Annotated in this window: 14 protein-coding genes and 1 pseudogene; 9 read left to right on the forward strand and 6 right to left on the reverse strand. The window is 37.8% G+C overall.

Annotated elements, in window-relative coordinates:
* Window positions 1-654: 654 nt before the first annotated feature.
* From SAGCYANO_RS15070 to SAGCYANO_RS15105, 7 genes are all read left to right on the forward strand, one after another.
* Entirely contained in the window at window positions 655-915 is a 261-nt protein-coding gene (locus tag SAGCYANO_RS15070; protein WP_202220831.1) for a hypothetical protein, read from the forward strand.
* Between the two features lie 387 nt (window positions 916-1,302).
* On the forward strand, window positions 1,303-2,130 hold the full coding sequence (locus SAGCYANO_RS15075; protein ID WP_202220832.1) for an A24 family peptidase: 828 nt from the start codon (window positions 1,303-1,305) through the stop codon (window positions 2,128-2,130).
* A gap of 299 nt (window positions 2,131-2,429) precedes the next feature.
* A complete protein-coding gene (gene accD, locus SAGCYANO_RS15080) occupies window positions 2,430-3,410 on the forward strand; it encodes an acetyl-CoA carboxylase, carboxyltransferase subunit beta (RefSeq protein WP_202220833.1) in 981 nt (326 codons plus the stop codon).
* 55 nt (window positions 3,411-3,465) lie between these two features.
* Entirely contained in the window at window positions 3,466-3,651 is a 186-nt protein-coding gene (locus tag SAGCYANO_RS15085; protein WP_202220834.1) for a translation initiation factor IF-2, read from the forward strand.
* A gap of 519 nt (window positions 3,652-4,170) precedes the next feature.
* Complete coding sequence (psbV, locus tag SAGCYANO_RS15095) at window positions 4,171-4,662, forward strand: photosystem II cytochrome c-550 (protein ID WP_202220836.1); 492 nt, start codon at window positions 4,171-4,173, stop codon at window positions 4,660-4,662.
* A gap of 370 nt (window positions 4,663-5,032) precedes the next feature.
* Window positions 5,033-5,536, forward strand: a complete 504-nt coding sequence (psbV2, locus tag SAGCYANO_RS15100) for a photosystem II cytochrome PsbV2 (RefSeq protein ID WP_202220837.1) — start codon at window positions 5,033-5,035, stop codon at window positions 5,534-5,536.
* A gap of 443 nt (window positions 5,537-5,979) precedes the next feature.
* Window positions 5,980-6,687, forward strand: coding sequence for a rhomboid family intramembrane serine protease (locus SAGCYANO_RS15105; protein ID WP_202220838.1), 708 nt, complete (start codon window positions 5,980-5,982; stop codon window positions 6,685-6,687).
* 260 nt (window positions 6,688-6,947) lie between these two features.
* Here the strand turns inward: SAGCYANO_RS15105 and SAGCYANO_RS15110 are convergent, their stop codons facing one another.
* From SAGCYANO_RS15110 to SAGCYANO_RS15130, 5 genes are all read right to left on the reverse strand, one after another.
* Entirely contained in the window at window positions 6,948-9,152 is a 2,205-nt protein-coding gene (locus SAGCYANO_RS15110) for a tyrosine-protein kinase domain-containing protein (RefSeq protein WP_202220839.1), read from the reverse strand.
* A gap of 215 nt (window positions 9,153-9,367) precedes the next feature.
* Window positions 9,368-10,882, reverse strand: a complete 1,515-nt coding sequence (locus tag SAGCYANO_RS15115; RefSeq protein WP_237396186.1) for an SLBB domain-containing protein — start codon at window positions 10,880-10,882, stop codon at window positions 9,368-9,370.
* A gap of 115 nt (window positions 10,883-10,997) precedes the next feature.
* On the reverse strand, window positions 10,998-11,714 hold the full coding sequence (locus tag SAGCYANO_RS15120; protein WP_202220907.1) for a cyanoexosortase B system-associated protein: 717 nt from the start codon (window positions 11,712-11,714) through the stop codon (window positions 10,998-11,000).
* Window positions 11,715-12,643: 929 nt separating this feature from the next.
* Window positions 12,644-13,534, reverse strand: a complete 891-nt coding sequence (gene crtB / locus SAGCYANO_RS15125) for a cyanoexosortase B (protein ID WP_202220841.1) — start codon at window positions 13,532-13,534, stop codon at window positions 12,644-12,646.
* A 517-nt stretch (window positions 13,535-14,051) separates the two neighbouring features.
* Complete coding sequence (locus tag SAGCYANO_RS15130; RefSeq protein WP_202220842.1) at window positions 14,052-15,185, reverse strand: DegT/DnrJ/EryC1/StrS aminotransferase family protein; 1,134 nt, start codon at window positions 15,183-15,185, stop codon at window positions 14,052-14,054.
* A 782-nt stretch (window positions 15,186-15,967) separates the two neighbouring features.
* Between SAGCYANO_RS15130 and SAGCYANO_RS15135 the strand changes: the two are divergent.
* Both SAGCYANO_RS15135 and recA read left to right on the forward strand, forming a co-directional pair.
* Window positions 15,968-17,160: pseudogene (locus SAGCYANO_RS15135) on the forward strand (RNA-guided endonuclease InsQ/TnpB family protein).
* Window positions 17,161-17,271: 111 nt separating this feature from the next.
* Window positions 17,272-18,303 carry a recombinase RecA gene (gene recA, locus SAGCYANO_RS15140; RefSeq protein ID WP_237396197.1) on the forward strand — a complete coding sequence of 344 codons (1,032 nt, stop codon included), beginning with the start codon at window positions 17,272-17,274 and terminating at the stop codon, window positions 18,301-18,303.
* Window positions 18,304-18,757: 454 nt separating this feature from the next.
* On the opposite strand, the gene SAGCYANO_RS15145 is transcribed toward recA, so the two are convergent.
* Window positions 18,758-19,636 (reverse strand): alpha/beta fold hydrolase, encoded by an 879-nt coding sequence (locus SAGCYANO_RS15145; protein WP_202220843.1) that lies wholly within the window; start codon window positions 19,634-19,636, stop codon window positions 18,758-18,760.
* Between the last annotated feature and the right edge of the window lie 97 nt (window positions 19,637-19,733).

The raw sequence follows: 19,733 nt of genomic DNA on the forward strand, positions 1-19,733 counted from the left end.
TTATAATAGAATCTCCATCAAAGAGGGAGTAGGAGGAAAAATTGATAATTTATGTACAATAATTAATTTTATTTTTGATTATTGGAGATATCTGTTGTATATTTTAATTTCAAAGTTAAGATTAATACCACTATATTCAGCCAACTTATCCAACCCTAAAAAATATTGGTAAATATCAAAGTGCATTTTTGATTAACAACTATAGTTTTTTTATCTGGGATGTGGAGACCAAGTGCTATGAAAAAGGTATAAGGGGAATAAGGAATAGGGAATAGTAAAGTAGGAAAATGGGATTAGACTGACACAGCTAATTTTATGCATTAGATTATTGGGATGGGGGTGGGTTCATCTAATTGGTTAAGATTCATTAATTTAACGTGGAACCCGCCCCTACTATTGCAACATTTTAGGTGTGTCAGTCCAGTAGTCCTATAGCAATTCTAAATTAGTTGTGACAATTCTTATAGTAGTTAATTTCAAGTGAAAACATGAGTAAATTCTGACTCCTGACTCCTGTACTCCTGTACTTCTTCTTTTTGACTTCTTGCTTTTAACTTCTTACTTTTAACTTCTGTAGTTCTTACTTTTGACTTTTGACTTTTGACTTTTGACTTTTAAAATTTTGACTTTTGACTTTTAAAATCAGGGTTTCTCGTGGTAAACGCTACACAAAAAAGACCAGCAAAATACTTAGATCCAACTATTGCTTTATTACTCCCCCCATCCCTACAGAAATTGGCTAAACTACTCTATCGCACTTATCTGGAAACTCATCCTGACCTACTTAGACTTCCCTTTGGTGTAGCTATTAGTCCTGTCAGTTACAGAGCTAGTCTAATATTCTCTCACCAGCCAATTTTATTACCAGGTGAACTTTTCGTCCCTGTAGACCTAATTGAATCAAAAATCTATTAACCAAATATGGACTTATATCATGTCCGGATAATTAACGATAGAACTCCGTTCCGCGCTCCACATTAACGTTTGCGTTAGTATGACCTTAGCGCAGTTTCGACCCAGGAGATAGGATGCGTTGTGCGCCAGCAAACAAAAAACTTTCTCTTTCTTATTCTTTCTTCTCTCCTGACTCCTGACTCCTTTAATGAAGTTGTACGCCAGCTTTCTCTTTCTTATTCTTTCTTCCTTCCTGACTCCTGTAGGGGCGAATGGCCATTCCCCCTACTTCCTCCCCTCCACCGGAGGGGTTAGGGGTGGGTTGGGAGGGGAGGGGCGAGGGGTGGGTTGACTCCTGACTCCTGACTCCTGACTCCTGACTCCTTTAACGAAACTATTCAACCAAATATGGACTTACTAATAATATGGCCTCTTACTCTCATTGTCTTTGCCCTTGGTGCATCCATTGGCAGCTTTCTCAACGTCGTCATTTATCGCATACCTTCTAAATTATCTATACTTTTGCCCCCCTCTCATTGCCCCCGTTGTAAAAGTAAATTAAAACCCTGGGAAAATATCCCCATATTTGCTTGGTTATGGTTAGGCGGACGTTGTAGCCATTGTCACAGCCCAATTTCTATCCGCTATCCCTTAGTAGAAGTCATCACAAGTTTCTTATTTTTGCTCGTTTTCTGGAAATTTGGAACTACAATTCCCACCTTAGGTTATTGGACTTTTTTCAGTTGGCTACTTGCTCTGTCTATGATTGACTTAGACACCATGACTTTACCTAACTCTCTCACAAAATCTGGATTAGTCTTGGGTCTAGGCTTCCAGTTGCTTACCACATTAGAGACAAATATTCAAGAAAATAATCTAATCAATTTTTTAATGGTTGGTATTATCGGCGCAGTCGTTGGTTTATGGTTGTTTGACTTAATCTCCATATTTGGTTCCATAGGTTTCGGACAAACAGTTATGGGTGGAGGAGATGCCAAACTAGCAGCCATGATAGGAGCTTGGTTAGGTTGGAAATATCTACTATTAACTTGTTTTCTCGCCTGTACTATGGGAGCATTTGTAGGTGGAGGAGCGATCGCCCTAGGTTGGCTAGACCGAAAACAACCAATGCCATTCGGGCCTTGTTTAGCAATGGGAGCTGGTTTGACTGTTATCTGGGGTGATGATATATTATCAACTTACTTCAATCTATTTTTCCCTGGATTCTCATCCTGATTTTTCTGGATGAATTCAATCATTCTTATATAGAGTGTATTACTCAGGAGATGCAAAGTATAGATACTTAGGACTATAACTTTTCTAAGCAGACAAAAACTAAGTAGAATAAACAGAATTTTAAGCCAAACTTTTAAAACTATGACAGAATTTTTTTGAATCAAAACAACCTTAGTTGATTTTGTATTAGCCCATCGTCATAGCTCTATATTCTCTATACTTATTAACCTGAATAGGTGAAAAACACAACGCTTTAGCAAAAAACTTAATCACTTAACAACTAATTCTAAATTATTTTAATGTCTCTATTTGATTGGTTTGCAAATCGTCAAAAATCAGTCCAGAACTCTCAACAGAGACCTGAACGAGAAATTGCTGATGGACTGTGGATCAAATGTGAAGCTTGTGGTGCTTTAACTTATACCAAAGACCTCCAAGCTAATCAAATGGTTTGTCTCGAATGTGGATACCACATGAAAATATCCGGCAATGAAAGGATTCAGCATTTGATAGATAGTAACACATGGATGGCAATTAACGAAAAAATTAGAGGGACAGACCCTTTAAAATTCCGCGATCGCAAAGCATATAGCGATCGTCTCGCAGAATATCAAAGAAAAACAGGACTTTTAGATGCCGTACAAACAGGCATCGGCAACATCGAAGCTGAACCCGTAGCTTTGGGAGTGATGGACTTCCAATTTATGGGAGGAAGTATGGGGTCAGTTGTTGGAGAAAAACTGACTAGATTAATTGAACAAGCTACTAAAGAGCGCTTACCTGTAATAATTATTTGTGCTTCTGGTGGGGCCAGAATGCAAGAGGGAATGTTGAGCCTGATGCAAATGGCCAAAATATCCGGAGCCTTAGAATGTCATAGAGAAGAGAAACTGCTATATATTCCAGTTTTAACCCATCCAACTACAGGTGGCGTTACTGCAAGTTTTGCCATGCTTGGAGATATTATTATCGCTGAACCAAAAGCCACAATAGGTTTTGCTGGACGACGAGTTATCGAACAAACTGTCCGTGAAAAGCTACCTGAAAACTTTCAGACCTCTGAATATCTACTGGCACATGGTTTCATAGACATAATAGTACCTCGTACTCAGCTAAAGAAAACTCTGGCTCAGTTAATTCGCCTTCATAAAACTCATCCTACTGCTCCTACTTCTACTCAATCATTAGAAACAGGGCCATACTGCCATTTACCCTTTCAGGCAGAACAACATAATTCCATTACAAACGACAACAAAATTCAAACCATGCCTCAGAATTAGATTCTCAGTGCTTCAAGGAATTTTTTTTTAATTATTTATAAATTGAAAAAATCTTATGGGTTTCGCAGATATATCAATCCAGGAAATAGCAGAAGACTTTAATGTCCATGTAGACGAAGTACTTCGTCTTTGTGACCAAATGAGGATTTCTTATAAGCACCCTCAGACTCGTTTGGCCTTAGAAGATGCTAAAGCAATCATGTCTCATTTATTAGCCCAAGAACAGAAATCCAATTCTTGATTAGAGTTGTTAAATACTTGACTAATTGACACACTGCCACTGATAAATAAAAATTAGATCAAAGTTCAGTAAATCTGAAGTAATAAATATATCTGTTTTAGCACCAACCACCAGAAGCCCAGCGCTATATCCTTCCGGATTAGCGACGTGATGAATGGTGGACCAAATGCTGGTCAAATAAATGATGTAGGTAAAGTTATTTCAATAGCTAACCGCCACCTACAAAATGAACCTAGACAACAGAAGGTAGGGGGTTTTACAAGGAATTGTGCATTCAAAATACAGCTTGATTGTATGTAAAACTTTCACCGAACGTAGGTAGAGCAAGAAATTAATCTCTACTCCTTCTCCGGTGGCAGCACGGGGAAGTAAAACCAAAGTTTCTCCTGCGGAGCCGCTGCGCGAACGTGAAATTGTCCGACGGGTTGCCGGGAGTCAACGAGAACCCCGCGCTATAGCTCGCAAGAGTTTAGCGACGGGAGCTGTCACTTGATTAACTTGCCAGTTTTAAGGAGAAGAATGTTGAAAAAATTTTTCATAGCTGTAGTTGCCATTGTATTTCTGACGTTTCAAACGTTCGTTAACGTTGCCACAGCCGCCGAATTAACAGATAATGACCGGACTCTACCTCTGAATGAGGAAGGTGAAAAAGTTGTACTTAAGATTAAGGAATACGCCAGAGGCAAACAGGTATTTAATAATGTTTGTTCTCAGTGTCATGTGGGAGGAATAACCAAAACTAATCCTGATATTGGCCTTGGTCCAGAAGCTTTAGCTTTAGCCTATCCGTCACGAGATAACATAGAAGGTCTCATAGACTACATGCAAAATCCTACTACCTATGATGGGGAGACTGAGATATTTGAGTTTCATCCCAGCATTAAGAGTGCAGATATTTATCCAGAAATGAGAAATCTCACAGAGGATGATTTATACGCGGTCGCTGGTTACATTCTCGTACAACCTAAAGTTTTAGGCAAACAATGGGGTGGCGGTAAAATATTCCGTTAAAATTCCTTTTTCTTTGAAATATTAGACTTCTTGCAGAAGTCAGAGAAGAGGGAATAGCGGTGCGACCCCGCGTCGGCGTCAGACGCAAGCGGTCAGACCCCGCGACGACGCCAGCTCGCTTGCGGAATGCTGACCAAGAGAGGGAACGCGCACTCCTGTGAGGGAATAGGGAATAGGGAGATGAAATTGTTAATTTCATATCTTGAATCTATTTAATTAATACTTTTGCAAGAAGTCTATTGATTGATGATTTTAGATTATTGGTTTTTTGATGGGAGACAAAAAATTAGTTTTTTCTTCATTAAACCCTAATCTAAAATCAATTATTTATTATTCTAGATTTGTAGTTAACTAAAGTCAGAAAAATAGTATGTTGAATAAATCATTACTGATTCGTTTTATGCTAGCTATATTAATTATTATTCAAGTAATAATTTTTGATACTCCATCGGCAGAAGCTGCTGTAGATTCCTATGTAGAAAGATATTTAGACGCTAAACAACCAGTAGAAATTAAACTAAATGAACAAGGTGAAACAAAGAAATTTTCTGCTGAAGATTTATCTACAGGCAAACAGATGTTTGCCAAAAATTGCCTTAACTGTCATGTAGGAGGAGCAAATTTAGTCAACCCTCCAATATCTCTATCCCTCAAAAACTTAGAAGGAGCAACACCACCACGAGACAATATTAATAATTTAGTTGCTTTCTTCAGAGACCCTATGATATATGACGGTAGTGATTATACTTATTTTTGTCGTCAAGTTACTGAAAACTGGATGTCTCAAGCTCAAGTAGAACAGATGGGCGCATTTATTTTGAGAGCTGCACAAAAAGCTCCTGCTTGGGGAGCAGAAGGGGTTGAACAAAATTGACATCGTTCTAGTGCCGCTACGCGGAAGTTAAAAGTCAGTAGCGGCGAATGGCCATTTGCTGACGCAAAGCTGCCGAATGGCGCCCGTACAAAAGCGAGTGCTAATTGGCGAGGTTTCCTCAGAATGCAAGATGCACATCTGACAGTCAATCATTTTTGATTTGTAATTGTTCGCGCGATTTTGTAACTGGTCAGTTATTTCCGCCATTCTGCACTAGGAAACTTCAGACTAATATCCTTACTGAGAAATTAAAAAACACCCTCCTGAATAACTATTGAGACTTGAGAAGTTCTGGAAAGAGTGGTGTATGGATTTCAATTAAAATCATTGAAACTACTTTTAACTTATATCTAAAAATTTTCCATAAGAAGTAGCAAAGAAGAACATAGTGGTATAGACACGACTATTATTAGTTAACAAGTTGCAAAATAGGAAAGATAACTGTGGTTCCACTAAACGACGAAAACCCTACTAGCAAAACAGCCTTTGTAGTATACGGCTTAATTGTAGCTAATGTCCTATTATTTTTGTACGAGATTAGTTTGTCAGATATTCAACTTAGGCAGTTTTTTTATTCTTGGGCTGTAGTTCCTTGTCAACTCAGCAATACTTGTTCAGTTCCACTGCCAACTTCCCAATTTCCTGAATGGCTTACTCTATTCAGTTCCCAGTTTCTACATGGAGGATGGTTGCATTTGGGTGGAAATATGCTATTCCTCTGGATTTTTGGCAATAATGTAGAAGACTGTTTAGGTCATGTGAAATTTTTAATTTTTTATCTCGCTTGTGGTGTATTAGCATCTTTATCTCAGTGGTTTTTCTCACCCGGTTCAGCTATTCCCACTTTGGGTGCAAGTGGAGCGATCGCCGGTGTGATGGGAGCATATATTATCAGATTTCCCAAAGCTAAGGTTCTCACATTATTACCCCTAGGATTTTTTATTACCACTGTTCGTATTCCAGCATTCTTTTTCCTAGGTTTTTGGTTTTTGCAGCAAGCATTTTATAGTTTTGCTAGTCTTAACACACCAGCCAATATTGGCATGGAAGGAGGTGGTATAGCTTATTGGGCTCATGCTGGAGGCTTTGTCTTTGGAGCTATTCTAGGTCCTTTGTTTGGATTATTTTCCTCGCCAGACACAAATACTTAGTGTTTGCGGGAAAAGTATTTTTAGGGAGTAGGGGAGTAGGGGAGTAGGGAGTAGGGGAGCAGGGGAGTAGGGGAGTGGGGGAGCAGGGGAGTAGGCAAAATGTTTGGTAATGGTTGAAGATGGCACATTTTTTATACCTAATTAATTAAACGAATTTGGTATAAAATCCCAGTATCACTCGCACTGCCTACAATTCGATAGGGTTTTATACCCCAACCAATTTTTCCTTCTGCCTTCTGCCTTCTACCTTCTACCTTTGTTCATCGATCGCGAACCAATGTTCCCACTCCAGTTTCAAGACTAGATGTTCTCCGTGAGTCAGCCAACTGTGGTTCGGGTATATCCAAATCATCAAATTGTTCCAATGGCACATCTATAGGAATATCAGCCGCGTTGACCACAACCCCCAAAAGCTTAGGAATATATTTACCAGATTCGTCTTCATCATCACCTGTTAACTGTTCTATGACCTCTGCTAGTACACCTGATATAGTGAAATGTGGCCTAGCCACAATAATCATGCCATCAGTATAAGGTTCTAACATGTAAGCATCATTGTTTTTACTGATGCAAGGAGAGTCAAGGACCACAAAATCAAAACGATGTCGCGAATCAGAAAGTAACCTTTTCATCTCACTTGATTCAATAATACCTCCTGCTTGTTTCACCGGGCCCGGACTAGGGATGACATACAAATTTTCTACCTGTGGCACTGGTTGGATACAATCATTAATGTCACTGTAATAACGAAGAGGTTCAATAGTTCTCTGTGGGTCGGGAACAATTTTAAGAGATTGAACTTTTGAAGGAGATCTTAAGTCTGCCTCAATTAAAAGTGTCCGCCGACCTGCTCGTGCAGCAGCGATCGCTAAATTATAAGCACAAAATGTTTTACCTTCCCCTTTTGCTCCACTACTCAACAGCAAAACTTTCAGAGGTTTAGTTCCTTGACGTTGTAAATTTGTCCGTAACTTTTCATAAGATTCAAGATAAGGAGAATTATGCTCAACTAATAAGGGCATTTCCTCTGCATCCATATCTTCTATGTTGTCAAAAAATATCACATCTGGCAACAAACCCAACAATGGTACATCTTTTTCCTTTAATGCTGTTTGAATTTCTTCCCAAGAATAGAACTTGCCAGAAAGCATTCCCAAAACAAAAATTAAGCCTCCACCAACAACTATGCCTGCTAGTCCCCCTACTGCCAACATCAAAGGCATACTTTTTTCTCCTCCTGCTTCACCCTTCTTGGCAACACCAGCTTTCTGAGCAATAGCTAGACTGCTAATTATCTCTGCCTCCGCTGCTTCAGCATCTTCTAAAGTCACTCGCATCTTATCCAAACGAGACTTTTTGATGGCAACTTCTTCTTGCAACTGAGTTAATTCTAATTGCTTATCAGGAATAGTAGCATACTCAGCTAGCAAGTCTTGCTCAATTTGAATTGTTGTTTGTAGTTGTTTTTGTAGTTGCTCCTGCTGAGTTTCCAGAGATATTAAGGCTTCCGCTAACTGTTGTCTTGTGGGGTCTAAAGAAGCATCTACTCGAATTTGATCTACCTTTCTTAATGGCGCTGCTATACCATTCCCCCCTAATACTTCTGTAGCACGTTGCTGTAGTTGTTGCTCTGCAACTTGTTTTTGCCTACGCAACTCAACTACAGCTGGATATTCTTCTGTAAAATCTAATAATAACTTATCTAACTCATTTTCTACTTGATACAACTGCACTCGTAGTTGAGCTATAATTGGGTCTGCTGCCAGTGCCCGTGCTACATAAGCTTGATCTGTTGTCAACCCTAACTGTGTTTCTAAACTCTTAATCTGAGCTTCTACCCCATCTAACTGAAGTTTAATCTGATCCTGTTGTTGTCGGCTACCTGCGATCGCTGCTGGTAAACCTGCTGCTCTTGATGTAATTAGTAAAGCTTCCTCTTCCCTCTCAAATTTCTGTTGTGCTTGTTGAGCTTTTCTCAATTCTTCAATTGCTGCGGGTAAACGTTTTTTGACTTCATCAATAATTGCTCTTTGAGATGTAGTATTAATTTTTCGGCTTTGCTGCACTATTTGTTCCATCAGGGAGTTTACTATTTTTATAGCTTTTTCTTCATCTGTATCTTCATAAGATAAAAAGAAGATGCCTTGTTTGAAAGCTAATTTTGCTCCTCTGAGCTTTCTTGGATCTACCAGTATTTGTTCTGCTACTATCTGTCGAACTTCATCATTCAGTAGCATTTCTGGAGTAACTGCTTGAGCATTTTCTTGGATTTTAGCACCAGTGTCTGAAAATAGTAAAACAGGTCTAACTTGCCTCAATGTACCTAGAATTGTACTTTTTGCTTCTGGAGTTGGCTGCAAAGCAATTATTCCTGAAACACCTACTGCTAGAGTGAAAGTTGCTACTCCTACCCACTTGTATAGTCCTAAAGCGATTAAATAGCGTTTAATAATTGGTATAGCCATAATCTAGTATTTATTAATATATTTAAAAATGAAATTTTAACTCTTAGCTCTGTTGAAGATTTTATTCTATATTAGCTAATTACTTAAGTTCTCCCTCATTAATTATTAGAAATCTCCAATAATAAAAAATCAAATTAATTATCCTACAGAAATTGTCAATTATTTTCCCCTCCAGGGAGGGGTTAGGGGTGGGTTCCCTACTCCCTCTTTTCTTATTAATTATTATTCCTGTTTCTATTCCTATTATTACCTCCACCTCCACCAAAGAACACATTAGAAGTATCTTGCTGCAAAGACCGAAAAAACAGTACAAATTCCAGGCCACTCCTGATCGGCAGCGTATACTGTTCAAGTAGATTGTTAATATTATCAATCCATGTTCTATCAATAACAACTATATCCTCATTCTGAAGTAAAATATTTTGAGAAGCATCGCCAAATATTGCATCTTTACCATTGAGTTCGCGTCTAACTATTTTTCTTGTGTCCCGGTCGAATCTAATCAAATTAATTGCTTCCAAATCTGCTGATTCTAATGCTATACCATTAAGAATATCTATCAATCTACTACCGTTCGGAAGAGTAGTAGTAGCAAGGGTATCGTTAGGATTACTGAAAATACGAATAGTAATTTGTGGCGCACTTAGAGTCGATTTCCCTACTAGATCGCGGTCATAACCAAAATCCGCTCCTGGTTTTAATCTAGGTACAATTACAGCATCCCCATCCTTAAGAAGAATATTAGGCAATTCCGTAGAATTTTGCAAGGGAGTGTATAAATCTATTATTTCTTCAACCACACTACCATCACTTAATTTCCGACGTACTAAAATGTTTCGGATATCGGCAGTTAGAGATGCTCCACCAGCAGCGAGTAAAGCAGAAGATACTTGATTTGCAGGATAATAACCAGGTCTTTCTACTTCCCCATTCACAGTCACAATACCAGTCGGTAATGGACCTGCTTGGCTATAATTAGTTAGTAATTCCCGATCGCTATCTTGGGCTACAATAGAAGTCTGATAAGGTACAATCACTACGTCTCCATCTTCTAGACGTAGATCGGGAGGAGAGCCGCCCATTTGTAATGGGGTTAAAATATCAACTCCCTGAGTAACTACAGATCCATCAGCTAAAGTCCTACGCACTTCTACATTTCGTAGGTCTGCCGTAAAAGTGGTACCACCTGCTGCACTTAAAGCATCTGAAATTTGATAATTTCCTCCTACTGGATAATAGCCTGGTCTTGTAACTTCTCCAGCGATCGTGACTCGGACTGGACGTTGAACAAGTAAGGATATGGAGACTTCTGGATTAATGATAAATTTATTTAATTCAGAAGTAATTTTTTCTATTGCTTCTAATATTGTCAAATCTTGCAACAGCACTGTTCCTACTAAAGGTATTTGAATAGTACCTTCTGGCCCAATAGTTGTCGCTACATTCAGGTCTGGAAATCTCTGAACTTGAATCGAAAGTTGGTCTCCAGGTCCGAGTAAGTAACGTTTCAATCGTAAATCTGGGTCTGAGTCAAAATTCGGGTTTAAGGGGGGAGAACCTACGGATGGTGCTTTAAGCTGTGAAATATTTTGCTGAGAGTTATTTGGTAATGGGATTTGTCCATAAGCTCTTTTGGGAAAAATTAGAGTTGCGAAGGAAATAGTTACACTACTAGAGTAGAGACTGGCCAATAATAAAGGAGTTAACTTTTGATAACAGCAGTTAATCATAGGGTTTGAGCTAGCTTAATCTGATTGAGTTTGACTGACTTGGCGATCGAATTTTTGCCTACATTACTATCTTATGAAATCTCGATTGAAATCTTAATCGCTAACTATTGGCAGATTATTTGAATGCTTCTTTTGTTAATGATGCTTGAATTTTTTGCCCAATAGATTTGAGTTGTGGCAGATAGGGGTCAATATCTCCCAAAGGTTCAATTGGAAATAAAATATTTACTGCTACCCAAGGAACGCGATTCCGAGATACCATAGCTAGTCTATCAGTCCAAAACCAATCACCAGTTTCTGGACTACCACCTCCAGGCCAGGCATACCATTGCATAACTGCATAGGTTTGTTGATTTGTCCAGCCTCTCAAGAATCTAGCTTCTATTATTATATTTTGTTTTCTTGAGTCTGTAATGCTATCTCCATCAGGTGTCTGTGAGGTAAAACTAACTCGCTTGTACGAATCAGTCTTCCAACGATAATACCCATTTATATCCATCCATTCTACTTGAGGTTTGTCTTTTGGTCCATTTTGAGTTAAAAGCAACAAAATGACAGATTTATTTTCATAGTTAATGTTTTGAAGCAACCATTTGTGGTCGGCAATTGTTATTTCTCGATGAGATGTTGTTGTCCAATCAGGAATAGTTAATCCATCTTTTCTTACTTGTCTTAAGCTTTTGAGATTAGTAATTCTGGGGGTATTTTCCCATGACCATTTTCCTGCTACATAACCAGGTACAGTTCCTACTATTAAAACGATTAAAAGAAATACCAGCAATACTATTTGGGGAAATTTATACTTTTGCAGATTCTTTAAACTATAAACCATATTGAAGAAGTCAGAAACTAAGAAGGAATAAGCAAAAAGTGGATGGGAATGGTTTTCCACAGTTATTAAGTTAAAAATCAAAAGTCAAAAGTCAGATTTGATCTGCTCCAAACTTTGATGCTACATTCAATAATTAATAATTAACAATTACCTCTCCTTGAAAATGGATAGGATTGACTAATCATGAAAATTTTTCTTTATTATCCCCTTAAAAGGCTATGCTTTATAAACATCTTTCTTAACATAAAACGCGGACAAAAGTGAGAAGTTATGTGTAAGTCGTTTGAGAGGCTTTTTCCTCAGAAAAGTGTATTGAATTAGACGTTTTTTTGAATATTATTACGGACCACACTCCCCACACCTCCCCATCCTCCCCACCCTCCCATCAAGGTTTCAGGAGTTCCTTATCAGGGATAGCTTAAAAGTGGAGGCTTTCAACCACAATTTTTCGGTAATTTCAGGAAATTATTTAACATTTAAACTAACATTCTGCACGTCAACTTGTAACATTCAAAGAAGTGCCTCGTAAGTTAAGCATTCTTTTTTCTAGCTTGGTATTAAACCCATAAATAATAAAAATATCGAATTAAAGAAATTTTTATTAATTTTTAGATAATTATCTTAACTAGGATACATCTCAAAATTCTATCTTATAAATAATTAGGGCTTGCCGATCAAATATCAAAGAATTGATAGATATTGGCTAAAGCCTTTTTTGGATTGAAAAAAGTGCTAGGTTTTCACTTCCTCAGAGCTACAAAAAGTTAGGATCTTGGATAGAATAATTGCAGAAAAATCAAGGGACACTTCACACCGACTACCTCCTTTGTAATTCTCTGTTCCTCCTCTATTCCCCTCCTGGGAGGGGGAGGGGCGAGGGGTGGGTCCCCTACTCCCTAAAAAGACTTTTTCAACAAACCCTAATTATCCTAATCAGGCTGATTTGCAGGTTCAACTGATGTTGTAAAATAACTGTCTATCCAATTCATCATCAAAACTAATAAGCCCAACATACAAGCAGAATACATATCTCCACCCCATCCATCATGTAACCAATGAAAAGCTTCATCTTGGGCTGTACCATGAAAAATTGTTAGTATAGTGTTTCTGATAATATTTGCAGTCACACTAACCACTACTGTGCTGGAAAGTAGAAAAATTGTTTTACCACGACTGGCTATAGCGCCAGTCCAGTAAAGTAACATTAGTGAAACATAGAGGCTGGTAAACAACATTTTTAAACCTGCACAATGAGGGGCAACTTCGACGATTCTATCCCCTACATATAGATATATTTGTTCTACAATAACATCCATATTTAATTGTTTTAAAATAAAGCCAGCTACTGCAGCAATAAATTTTTGTAGAGGTAAGGCATAAGGTTCTATTAGATAAGGAATATGGTTAGGACTAGCAAGCAAAACGAAAATTAGTGGCATAACCATTAATTTTAATCCAGGAATTCCTTTAAACCAAAGACAAATTCCTGCTAGTATTAATGGAAAAGATAAGTTGATTAAGTCTGGGATACCACTTACATACCAAGCTCCACCAAGTCCTAATAATACTGCTCCCAAGGGATGAGAAATATTTGGTAATTGTTGCCATTTATGGCGATTATTCCAAACAATATAACCAGCAAAAGGTAGACCTATTATTCCATGACTAAAGTATTCATGTTCTATACTTATACTTTTATTTAGCCAGCCATCATACCAATAAATTATGAGAGGAACATACATCAGTAATACTAAAGCGGCGATCGCTATTGTGAGTATGTTTTGTTCAATAGCAATGGGGAATTTTTGGCGAGTTTGCATATTTTTTAGTTTTATTGATATTTATTCTAAAGATTGAAGTTTTAGAGAATATCTGAAAAGTTTTTTGATACTGAATTTTGCCCCCCGAGCAAGCCAACTTTGGGGGGAAAAAGAGTCAATTTGCTTGCTCTAGTCCCACAATTTTGGTGGATTTAGGGGGCATTGGATGTAGCAAATGGAACTTTTCAGGCAACCTCTTAGACCGATATAAATATTTGAGATAAAAACTTCACAAATTTCACTGGCTTTCAGTTTGGGTTCAAATTTCCTTGAGAGCATTTATCTAAGTTTCAGTTATTTATCAAATATGCTAATTACTCTTTGCGGAGCATTCCATCAGGAAAAGTTTTTTAAATTTAATTTTGGGATAATTAATCTTTGGAGATAGCCACAAAAAAGATGCTTCTCCTCTTATTATTTATTCTGCTTTTTCATCTATTTTATAGCTAAAATTAATTGTTTTTAGCTGATATTTTTCTGAGAAAACCCTGAATCTTAAGATAGATATAATTAACAGTTATTTATTGACAATATTACTAATTGTCTCAACAACTTGATTAATTTGTTCTTCACTAATGACAGGATACATGGGTAGGGATAAAATCTGTTGACAGAGAATTTCACTATTGGGAAAGTCTCCTTGTTTGTAGCCTAAATTTTGATAGGCTGGTTGGAGATGACAGGGTATAGGATAATGGATACCAACAGAAATACCTTCGGCTGTTAACTTATCTTTTAGGGTATCGCGGTTCATGGGAGATTTGTCCGTAACTCGAATCACATATAAGTGATAAATATGCCCACTCCCACTGAAATTCTGTATGGGAATAATACCTTTTTCTTTCATTGGACTGAGGAGGCGGTCGTATTTTTGAGCTGCTTGGTTGCGATCGCTATTCCAACTCTCTAAATAGGGAAGCTTGACATTAAGTACTGCGGCTTGTATCGTATCCAGTCTACTGTTAGTACCTACTTCTTCATGGACATATTTACGAGGTGCGCCATAATTACGGAGAGTTCGCATTTTATTTGCTACCTCAGAATCATTAGTAATAACTATTCCTCCGTTACCAAAGCAGCCTAAATTTTTACTTGGATAAAAGCTAAATGCAGCGGCTTTTCCTATACTTCCAGCACGATATCCCTCTCTTTGTGCCAAATGAGCTTGGGCTGCATCTTCAAATATAATTAAATTGTTAGCTTGAGCAAAATCTTGTAATTCACTAGGAGCTACCATTTGACCATAAAGATGTACTGGTAATATTACCTTAGTTTTGGGGGTGACGGCCTTTTGAGCTGCTTCTAAGTCAATTAAGGCACTGTCAAGATTACAGTCCACTAGAACGGGGGTAGCACCAGCATCAAGTACCCCAATTAATGTTGCAATAAATGTATTAGCAGGTAAAATTACTTCATCACCCGCACCAATACCACAAGCTTGCAGTCCTAGTGTGATAGCATTAGTACCACAAGCAACTCCAATAGCATTTTTCACTCCACAAGCTTCTGCAAATGAATACTCAAATTTTTCTACTGCCTGACCAAGTATAAAGTCTCCCCTATCTAATACTGCCTGGATGGCATTTTCTAGCTCTGTTTTTAACGGTTGATGTTGGAGCTTGAGGTCAACGAAAGGAATATTTTTTGCCATTATCTTAGTAATTATATCGAGCTAACTGAAATATTGATTTACATTGTCTTAAGTGTTTAAAGTAATATTTTATACACTAAATTTGACCATATTATCAAGTATAATATAACACAAATAACTGCTGAGGATGAGCAAGGCAGTCAATAATCATCAAAAAAATGTTTTTATTATTGCTACAAATAATTATTGTTTATCTCAAATAAAAATCAAAGAATAGAAGCATCTGAATAATATTTATATGTATCATCTAATAAAAGAAATTTAAAAATGTTACTATATATGCAGTATGCAAAACTACATTGATTAACTTGGGTAGCCATTCTGTAGAGGTTTTCGTTTACCGAATAATTAAGGTTTAAAGCCTCTCCTTTTAAGGAGAAACAAGAAAAAATTTTCCTTTGATTCAATCCTCTTCCTTTTAGGGAGAGGTAATTATCAATTATCCATTATCAATTATCAATTATTGAATAGCAGCCTCTGGAAACCATGGTAAATAAAATATACCTAGAAAATTAAATAAAGCTATGGGTTTTGTGAGACGGACATTTTTTAGCTGCATCGCCGAGAAGCCTCACGCCATAATATGCAGATTTGGTGGATGAATCGGCAGCAAATTGAATAGGTTCGATGCCCAGTCAATTGGCCAAAATCCTAGCAGAAGCTTTCGCCCTGATTGAAAAACTTGTATTATTATCTTGCTATAACCCTGGAAATTTTCCACCATGCGCACTGCCTACCAATATAAATTAAGGCCAAATAAAGAACAGTTAGCCACCATAGAAATGTGGTTGGAATTATTACGTTGGCAGTACAACTATCGGTTAGGTGAAAGATTCTCATGGTGGGAAGAAAATCGCTGTCCAGTTAACGCCTGCCCCTTAGTAATGCCAATTCCTCAACTAAGAGAAATTCCAGATTATTACTCTCAAAAAAAAGATTTGGTTAATACCAAAGACAAATTTCCGGAATACAAGCTAATTCACTCTCAGGTCCTGCAGGATTGCATAAAACGGGTAAAACTCGCCTTTGATAGATGGTTGAAAACAGACAAAAATGGAGATAAATTAGGGAAACCAAGATTTAAAGGAAAAGGGCGTTATCGCAGTTTTACCTATCCTAAAATCAAACTTGACTGCATTGAAGGAAATAAAATTAATTTACCCAAAATAGGAAAGGTAAAGTTAATTCAGCATCGTCCAATACCAGAAGGGTTGATAATTAAAACTGTTACTATTAGTCGTAAAGCAGATGGTTATTATGTGACTTTATCTCTAGAAGACAAATCGGCTCCAGCTTTTACAACTAAAGTTGAACCTACATTAAAAAATACTCTGGGAATTGATATGGGGTTGAAGGAATTCTTAGTAACAAGTAAAGGAGAGTCTGTCTCCATCCCTCAATACTATCGAAAATCTCAGCAGCAATTAAAGAGTCTACAACAACGCTTATCTCGAAAAAAAAAGGAAGTAAAAGGTGGCTTAAGGCTGTTAAAGCTGTAGCCAAACAACATAAAAAAGTAGCCGATAAACGTAAAGATTTTCATTTCAAAACATCTAATAAATTGTTATCAAAAGCGGATGTTATTGCCCATGAAAACTTAAATATAAAAGGGCTAGCAAAGACCCGTTTGAGTAAATCAATTAATGATGCTGGATGGGGACAATTCCTGTTTATTTTGACTGTCAAAGCTGTTAGCGCAGCTCCTCCGCAGGAGGCAAATGCTGGACAGAAAACTATAGCAGTGAACCCTCAAAATACCAGCCAAGATTGCTCAAATTGTGGTGCAAAAGTGCCCAAAGAATTAAACATACGAACTCATTCTTGCCCATATTGCGGTGTTGTAATAGACCGCGACTTGAATGCAGCGATAAATATAAAAAATAGGGCGGTAGGGCATTCCGTCTTTAAAGCTCGTGGAGCCCGACGGGATACCGGGGCAGGGAAACGAGAAGTCCACACTATAGCGCCTGCTTAGTGTGGGAGTATGTCACCCTCAGAAAATATTAATTTCTAGTGTTAAGTTGGGAAAAAAATAAATGGCTTCAGCTACAGATAATAAAGAAAACAAAGAGCTTTAGATTCAGTCCTGAAAACTATAGAAAAAAGTTTTGGTAAAGGATCAATTGTCCGTTTGGGAGATGCTACCCGCATGAAGGTAGAAACAATTCCTAGTGGGGCATTGACTTTAGACTTAGCATTGGGAGGTGGCTTACCCAAGGGCAGAGTTATTGAAATTTATGGCCCAGAAAGTTCGGGAAAAACTACTCTTGCTTTACACGCGATCGCCGAAATTCAGAAAACAGGAGGTATCGCAGCTTTTGTAGATGCGGAACACGCTCTTGACCCCACTTATGCTGCTGCATTGGGGGTAGATATTGAAAATTTACTGGTCTCCCAACCTGATACTGGGGAGATGGGTTTGGAGGTAGTGGATCACCTTGTTCGATCTGTAGCTGTTGATATTGTGGTTGTTGACTCGGTAGCAGCATTAGTTCCTAGAGCTGAAATTGAGGGGGACATGGGAGATTCTCACATGGGTCTTCAAGCTCGTTTAATGAGTCAAGCGTTACGGAAAATTACAGGTAATATTGGTAAGTCTGGTTGTACAGTGGTCTTTCTCAACCAACTTCGACAAAAAATAGGTGTTGTTTATGGTAATCCAGAAACTACTACTGGTGGTAATGCTCTTAAGTTTTATGCTTCGGTAAGAATGGATATTCGTCGTACACAAACTCTGAAAAAATCTTCAGAGGAATATGGTATTCATGTTAAGGTAAAGGTTGCTAAAAATAAGGTTGCTCCTCCATTCCGTATTGCTGAGTTTGATATTATTTTTGGTAAAGGAATTTCTAGTGTCGGTTGTATTATTGACTTAGCTGAAGAGACAGATGTAATTAAGCGTAAAGGTGCTTGGTATAGCTACGAAGGAAGTAATTTTGCTCAAGGTAGAGAAAAGGCGATCGCTTATATGGAAGAAAATCCTGACTTTGCCAAAAAAGTTGAAGATAAAGTTCGGGAAAAATTAAATCACGGTGCTTTGGTTTCTGCTAATTCTGTGGCACCACCTGATGAAATGGAAGAGGAAGAAGATGAAGAAGAAATTTTAGAGGAAGAGTAAATTTGATCTTTGATTAAGTATTTCATAGTTGCAAGTATTTTATTAATTATAAATCTACAAATTATGCAACTATGATTTTTTTTGCTTTTTGCTAAAGTATGTTTCATATAACTGAGGTATATCTTGCTAGTAATAACCCCCAGTTTATCGTTAATTTTTGTACCCCATGTACCACCGAGTTTGCTGTAATATCATGTCCGGATAATTAGGGATAGAGCTCCGTTCCCCGCTCTGCGTTAACGTGCTTTGTGCGCCAGCAAACGAAAAACATTCTCCTTCTATTCGTCTTTACTTCTTATTTCTTCACTCCTGACTCCTGTACGGGCGCTATTCGGCAGCTTTGCGTTATAAATGGCCATTCGCCCCTACTGAGTTCCCCTCCTGGGAGCGGTTAGGGGTGGGTTGACTCCTAAGTAATTAAGATTAATATCATACACACACTTCACCAACACCATTATTTCTTTCGTAAAAAATCAAGTAGCTCTCTATTGACTGTATGAGGTACTTCCTGCTGAATCCAGTGGCCACATTCAGGAATGACTTTTAACCAAAAAGGAGCTGCGATTAGTTTATCTAAACCTTCTGTAAGTTTTTGACTTAAAAAAGAATCTTCTTTTCCCCACAAAATTAAAGTAGGTGCTGTAATTAATGATGGCTGAGGATGAAAGCTTTTTAGCCAGTTTTGAGGTAAAAGAAATTGACGATAGTGATTAATTGCTGCTACAAGCGCTCCTGGTTTTTCCAGAGCTGCTTGATAAATTTGAGTAATTTCGGTACTAAAGACACTTTTACGAATAGCTTGTCCTTGAAAAACCCCTTTAATAAATTCTCTTAAATTTTGTTGAATCAGCCATTCTGGAATACCAGGAACTTGAAAAGCTAATATATACCAACTTCGCCATAGTTGATCTATATTTCCTGTTATTTCTTGAATAAGTTTTTGTGGATGGGCCGCATTCAAAATTGCTAGGCGGTTAAGATGTTGAGGAAACTTTTGGGCCATATGCCAGGCGATCGCTCCTCCCCAATCATGGCCTACAATATGGGCTTTAACATAACCCAAACGTTCAATTAGTCCTCGAATATCAGCAGCTAGGGTATCTAAGTCATAGCCGTTATCTGGTTTCTCGGAATCATTGTAGCCTCGTAAGTCTGGTACTACAACTTTATAATGACGGGCCAATGCAGGAATTTGATAACGCCAAGAATACCAAAACTCAGGGAACCCATGAAGGAGTATGACTAACTCTCCCTCACCTTGAGTAACATAATGTAGGCGTACGTTATTGGTGTCTACGAAAAAATGTTGCCATTGAGACTCTAAAAGACTCATAGTTTGCAATCAACTCTCCTATATTACCACCAGACTTGTCTAATGTAGTAGCTTTTGTCTGGCAAATGTTATATTTTTAACTTATCTATTTCTAGAT

Origin of the sequence: Okeania sp. KiyG1 (assembly GCF_014132355.1) — a bacterium.
Classification (GTDB): Bacteria; Cyanobacteriota; Cyanobacteriia; order Cyanobacteriales; family Microcoleaceae; genus Okeania.

Excerpts from the sequence above, each read along its gene's own strand:
- SAGCYANO_RS15075 (WP_202220832.1), top strand. The coding sequence starts at position 1,303 with ATGGACTTACTAATAATATGGCCTCTTACTCTCATTGTCTTTGCCCTT.
- accD (WP_202220833.1), top strand. The coding sequence starts at position 2,430 with ATGTCTCTATTTGATTGGTTTGCAAATCGTCAAAAATCAGTCCAGAAC.
- SAGCYANO_RS15085 (WP_202220834.1), top strand. The coding sequence starts at position 3,466 with ATGGGTTTCGCAGATATATCAATCCAGGAAATAGCAGAAGACTTTAAT.
- psbV (WP_202220836.1), top strand. The coding sequence starts at position 4,171 with ATGTTGAAAAAATTTTTCATAGCTGTAGTTGCCATTGTATTTCTGACG.
- psbV2 (WP_202220837.1), top strand. The coding sequence starts at position 5,033 with ATGTTGAATAAATCATTACTGATTCGTTTTATGCTAGCTATATTAATT.
- SAGCYANO_RS15110 (WP_202220839.1), bottom strand. The coding sequence starts at position 9,152 with ATGGCTATACCAATTATTAAACGCTATTTAATCGCTTTAGGACTATAC.
- SAGCYANO_RS15115 (WP_237396186.1), bottom strand. The coding sequence starts at position 10,882 with ATGATTAACTGCTGTTATCAAAAGTTAACTCCTTTATTATTGGCCAGT.
- SAGCYANO_RS15120 (WP_202220907.1), bottom strand. The coding sequence starts at position 11,714 with ATGGTTTATAGTTTAAAGAATCTGCAAAAGTATAAATTTCCCCAAATA.
- crtB (WP_202220841.1), bottom strand. The coding sequence starts at position 13,534 with ATGCAAACTCGCCAAAAATTCCCCATTGCTATTGAACAAAACATACTC.
- SAGCYANO_RS15130 (WP_202220842.1), bottom strand. The coding sequence starts at position 15,185 with ATGGCAAAAAATATTCCTTTCGTTGACCTCAAGCTCCAACATCAACCG.
- SAGCYANO_RS15145 (WP_202220843.1), bottom strand. The coding sequence starts at position 19,636 with ATGAGTCTTTTAGAGTCTCAATGGCAACATTTTTTCGTAGACACCAAT.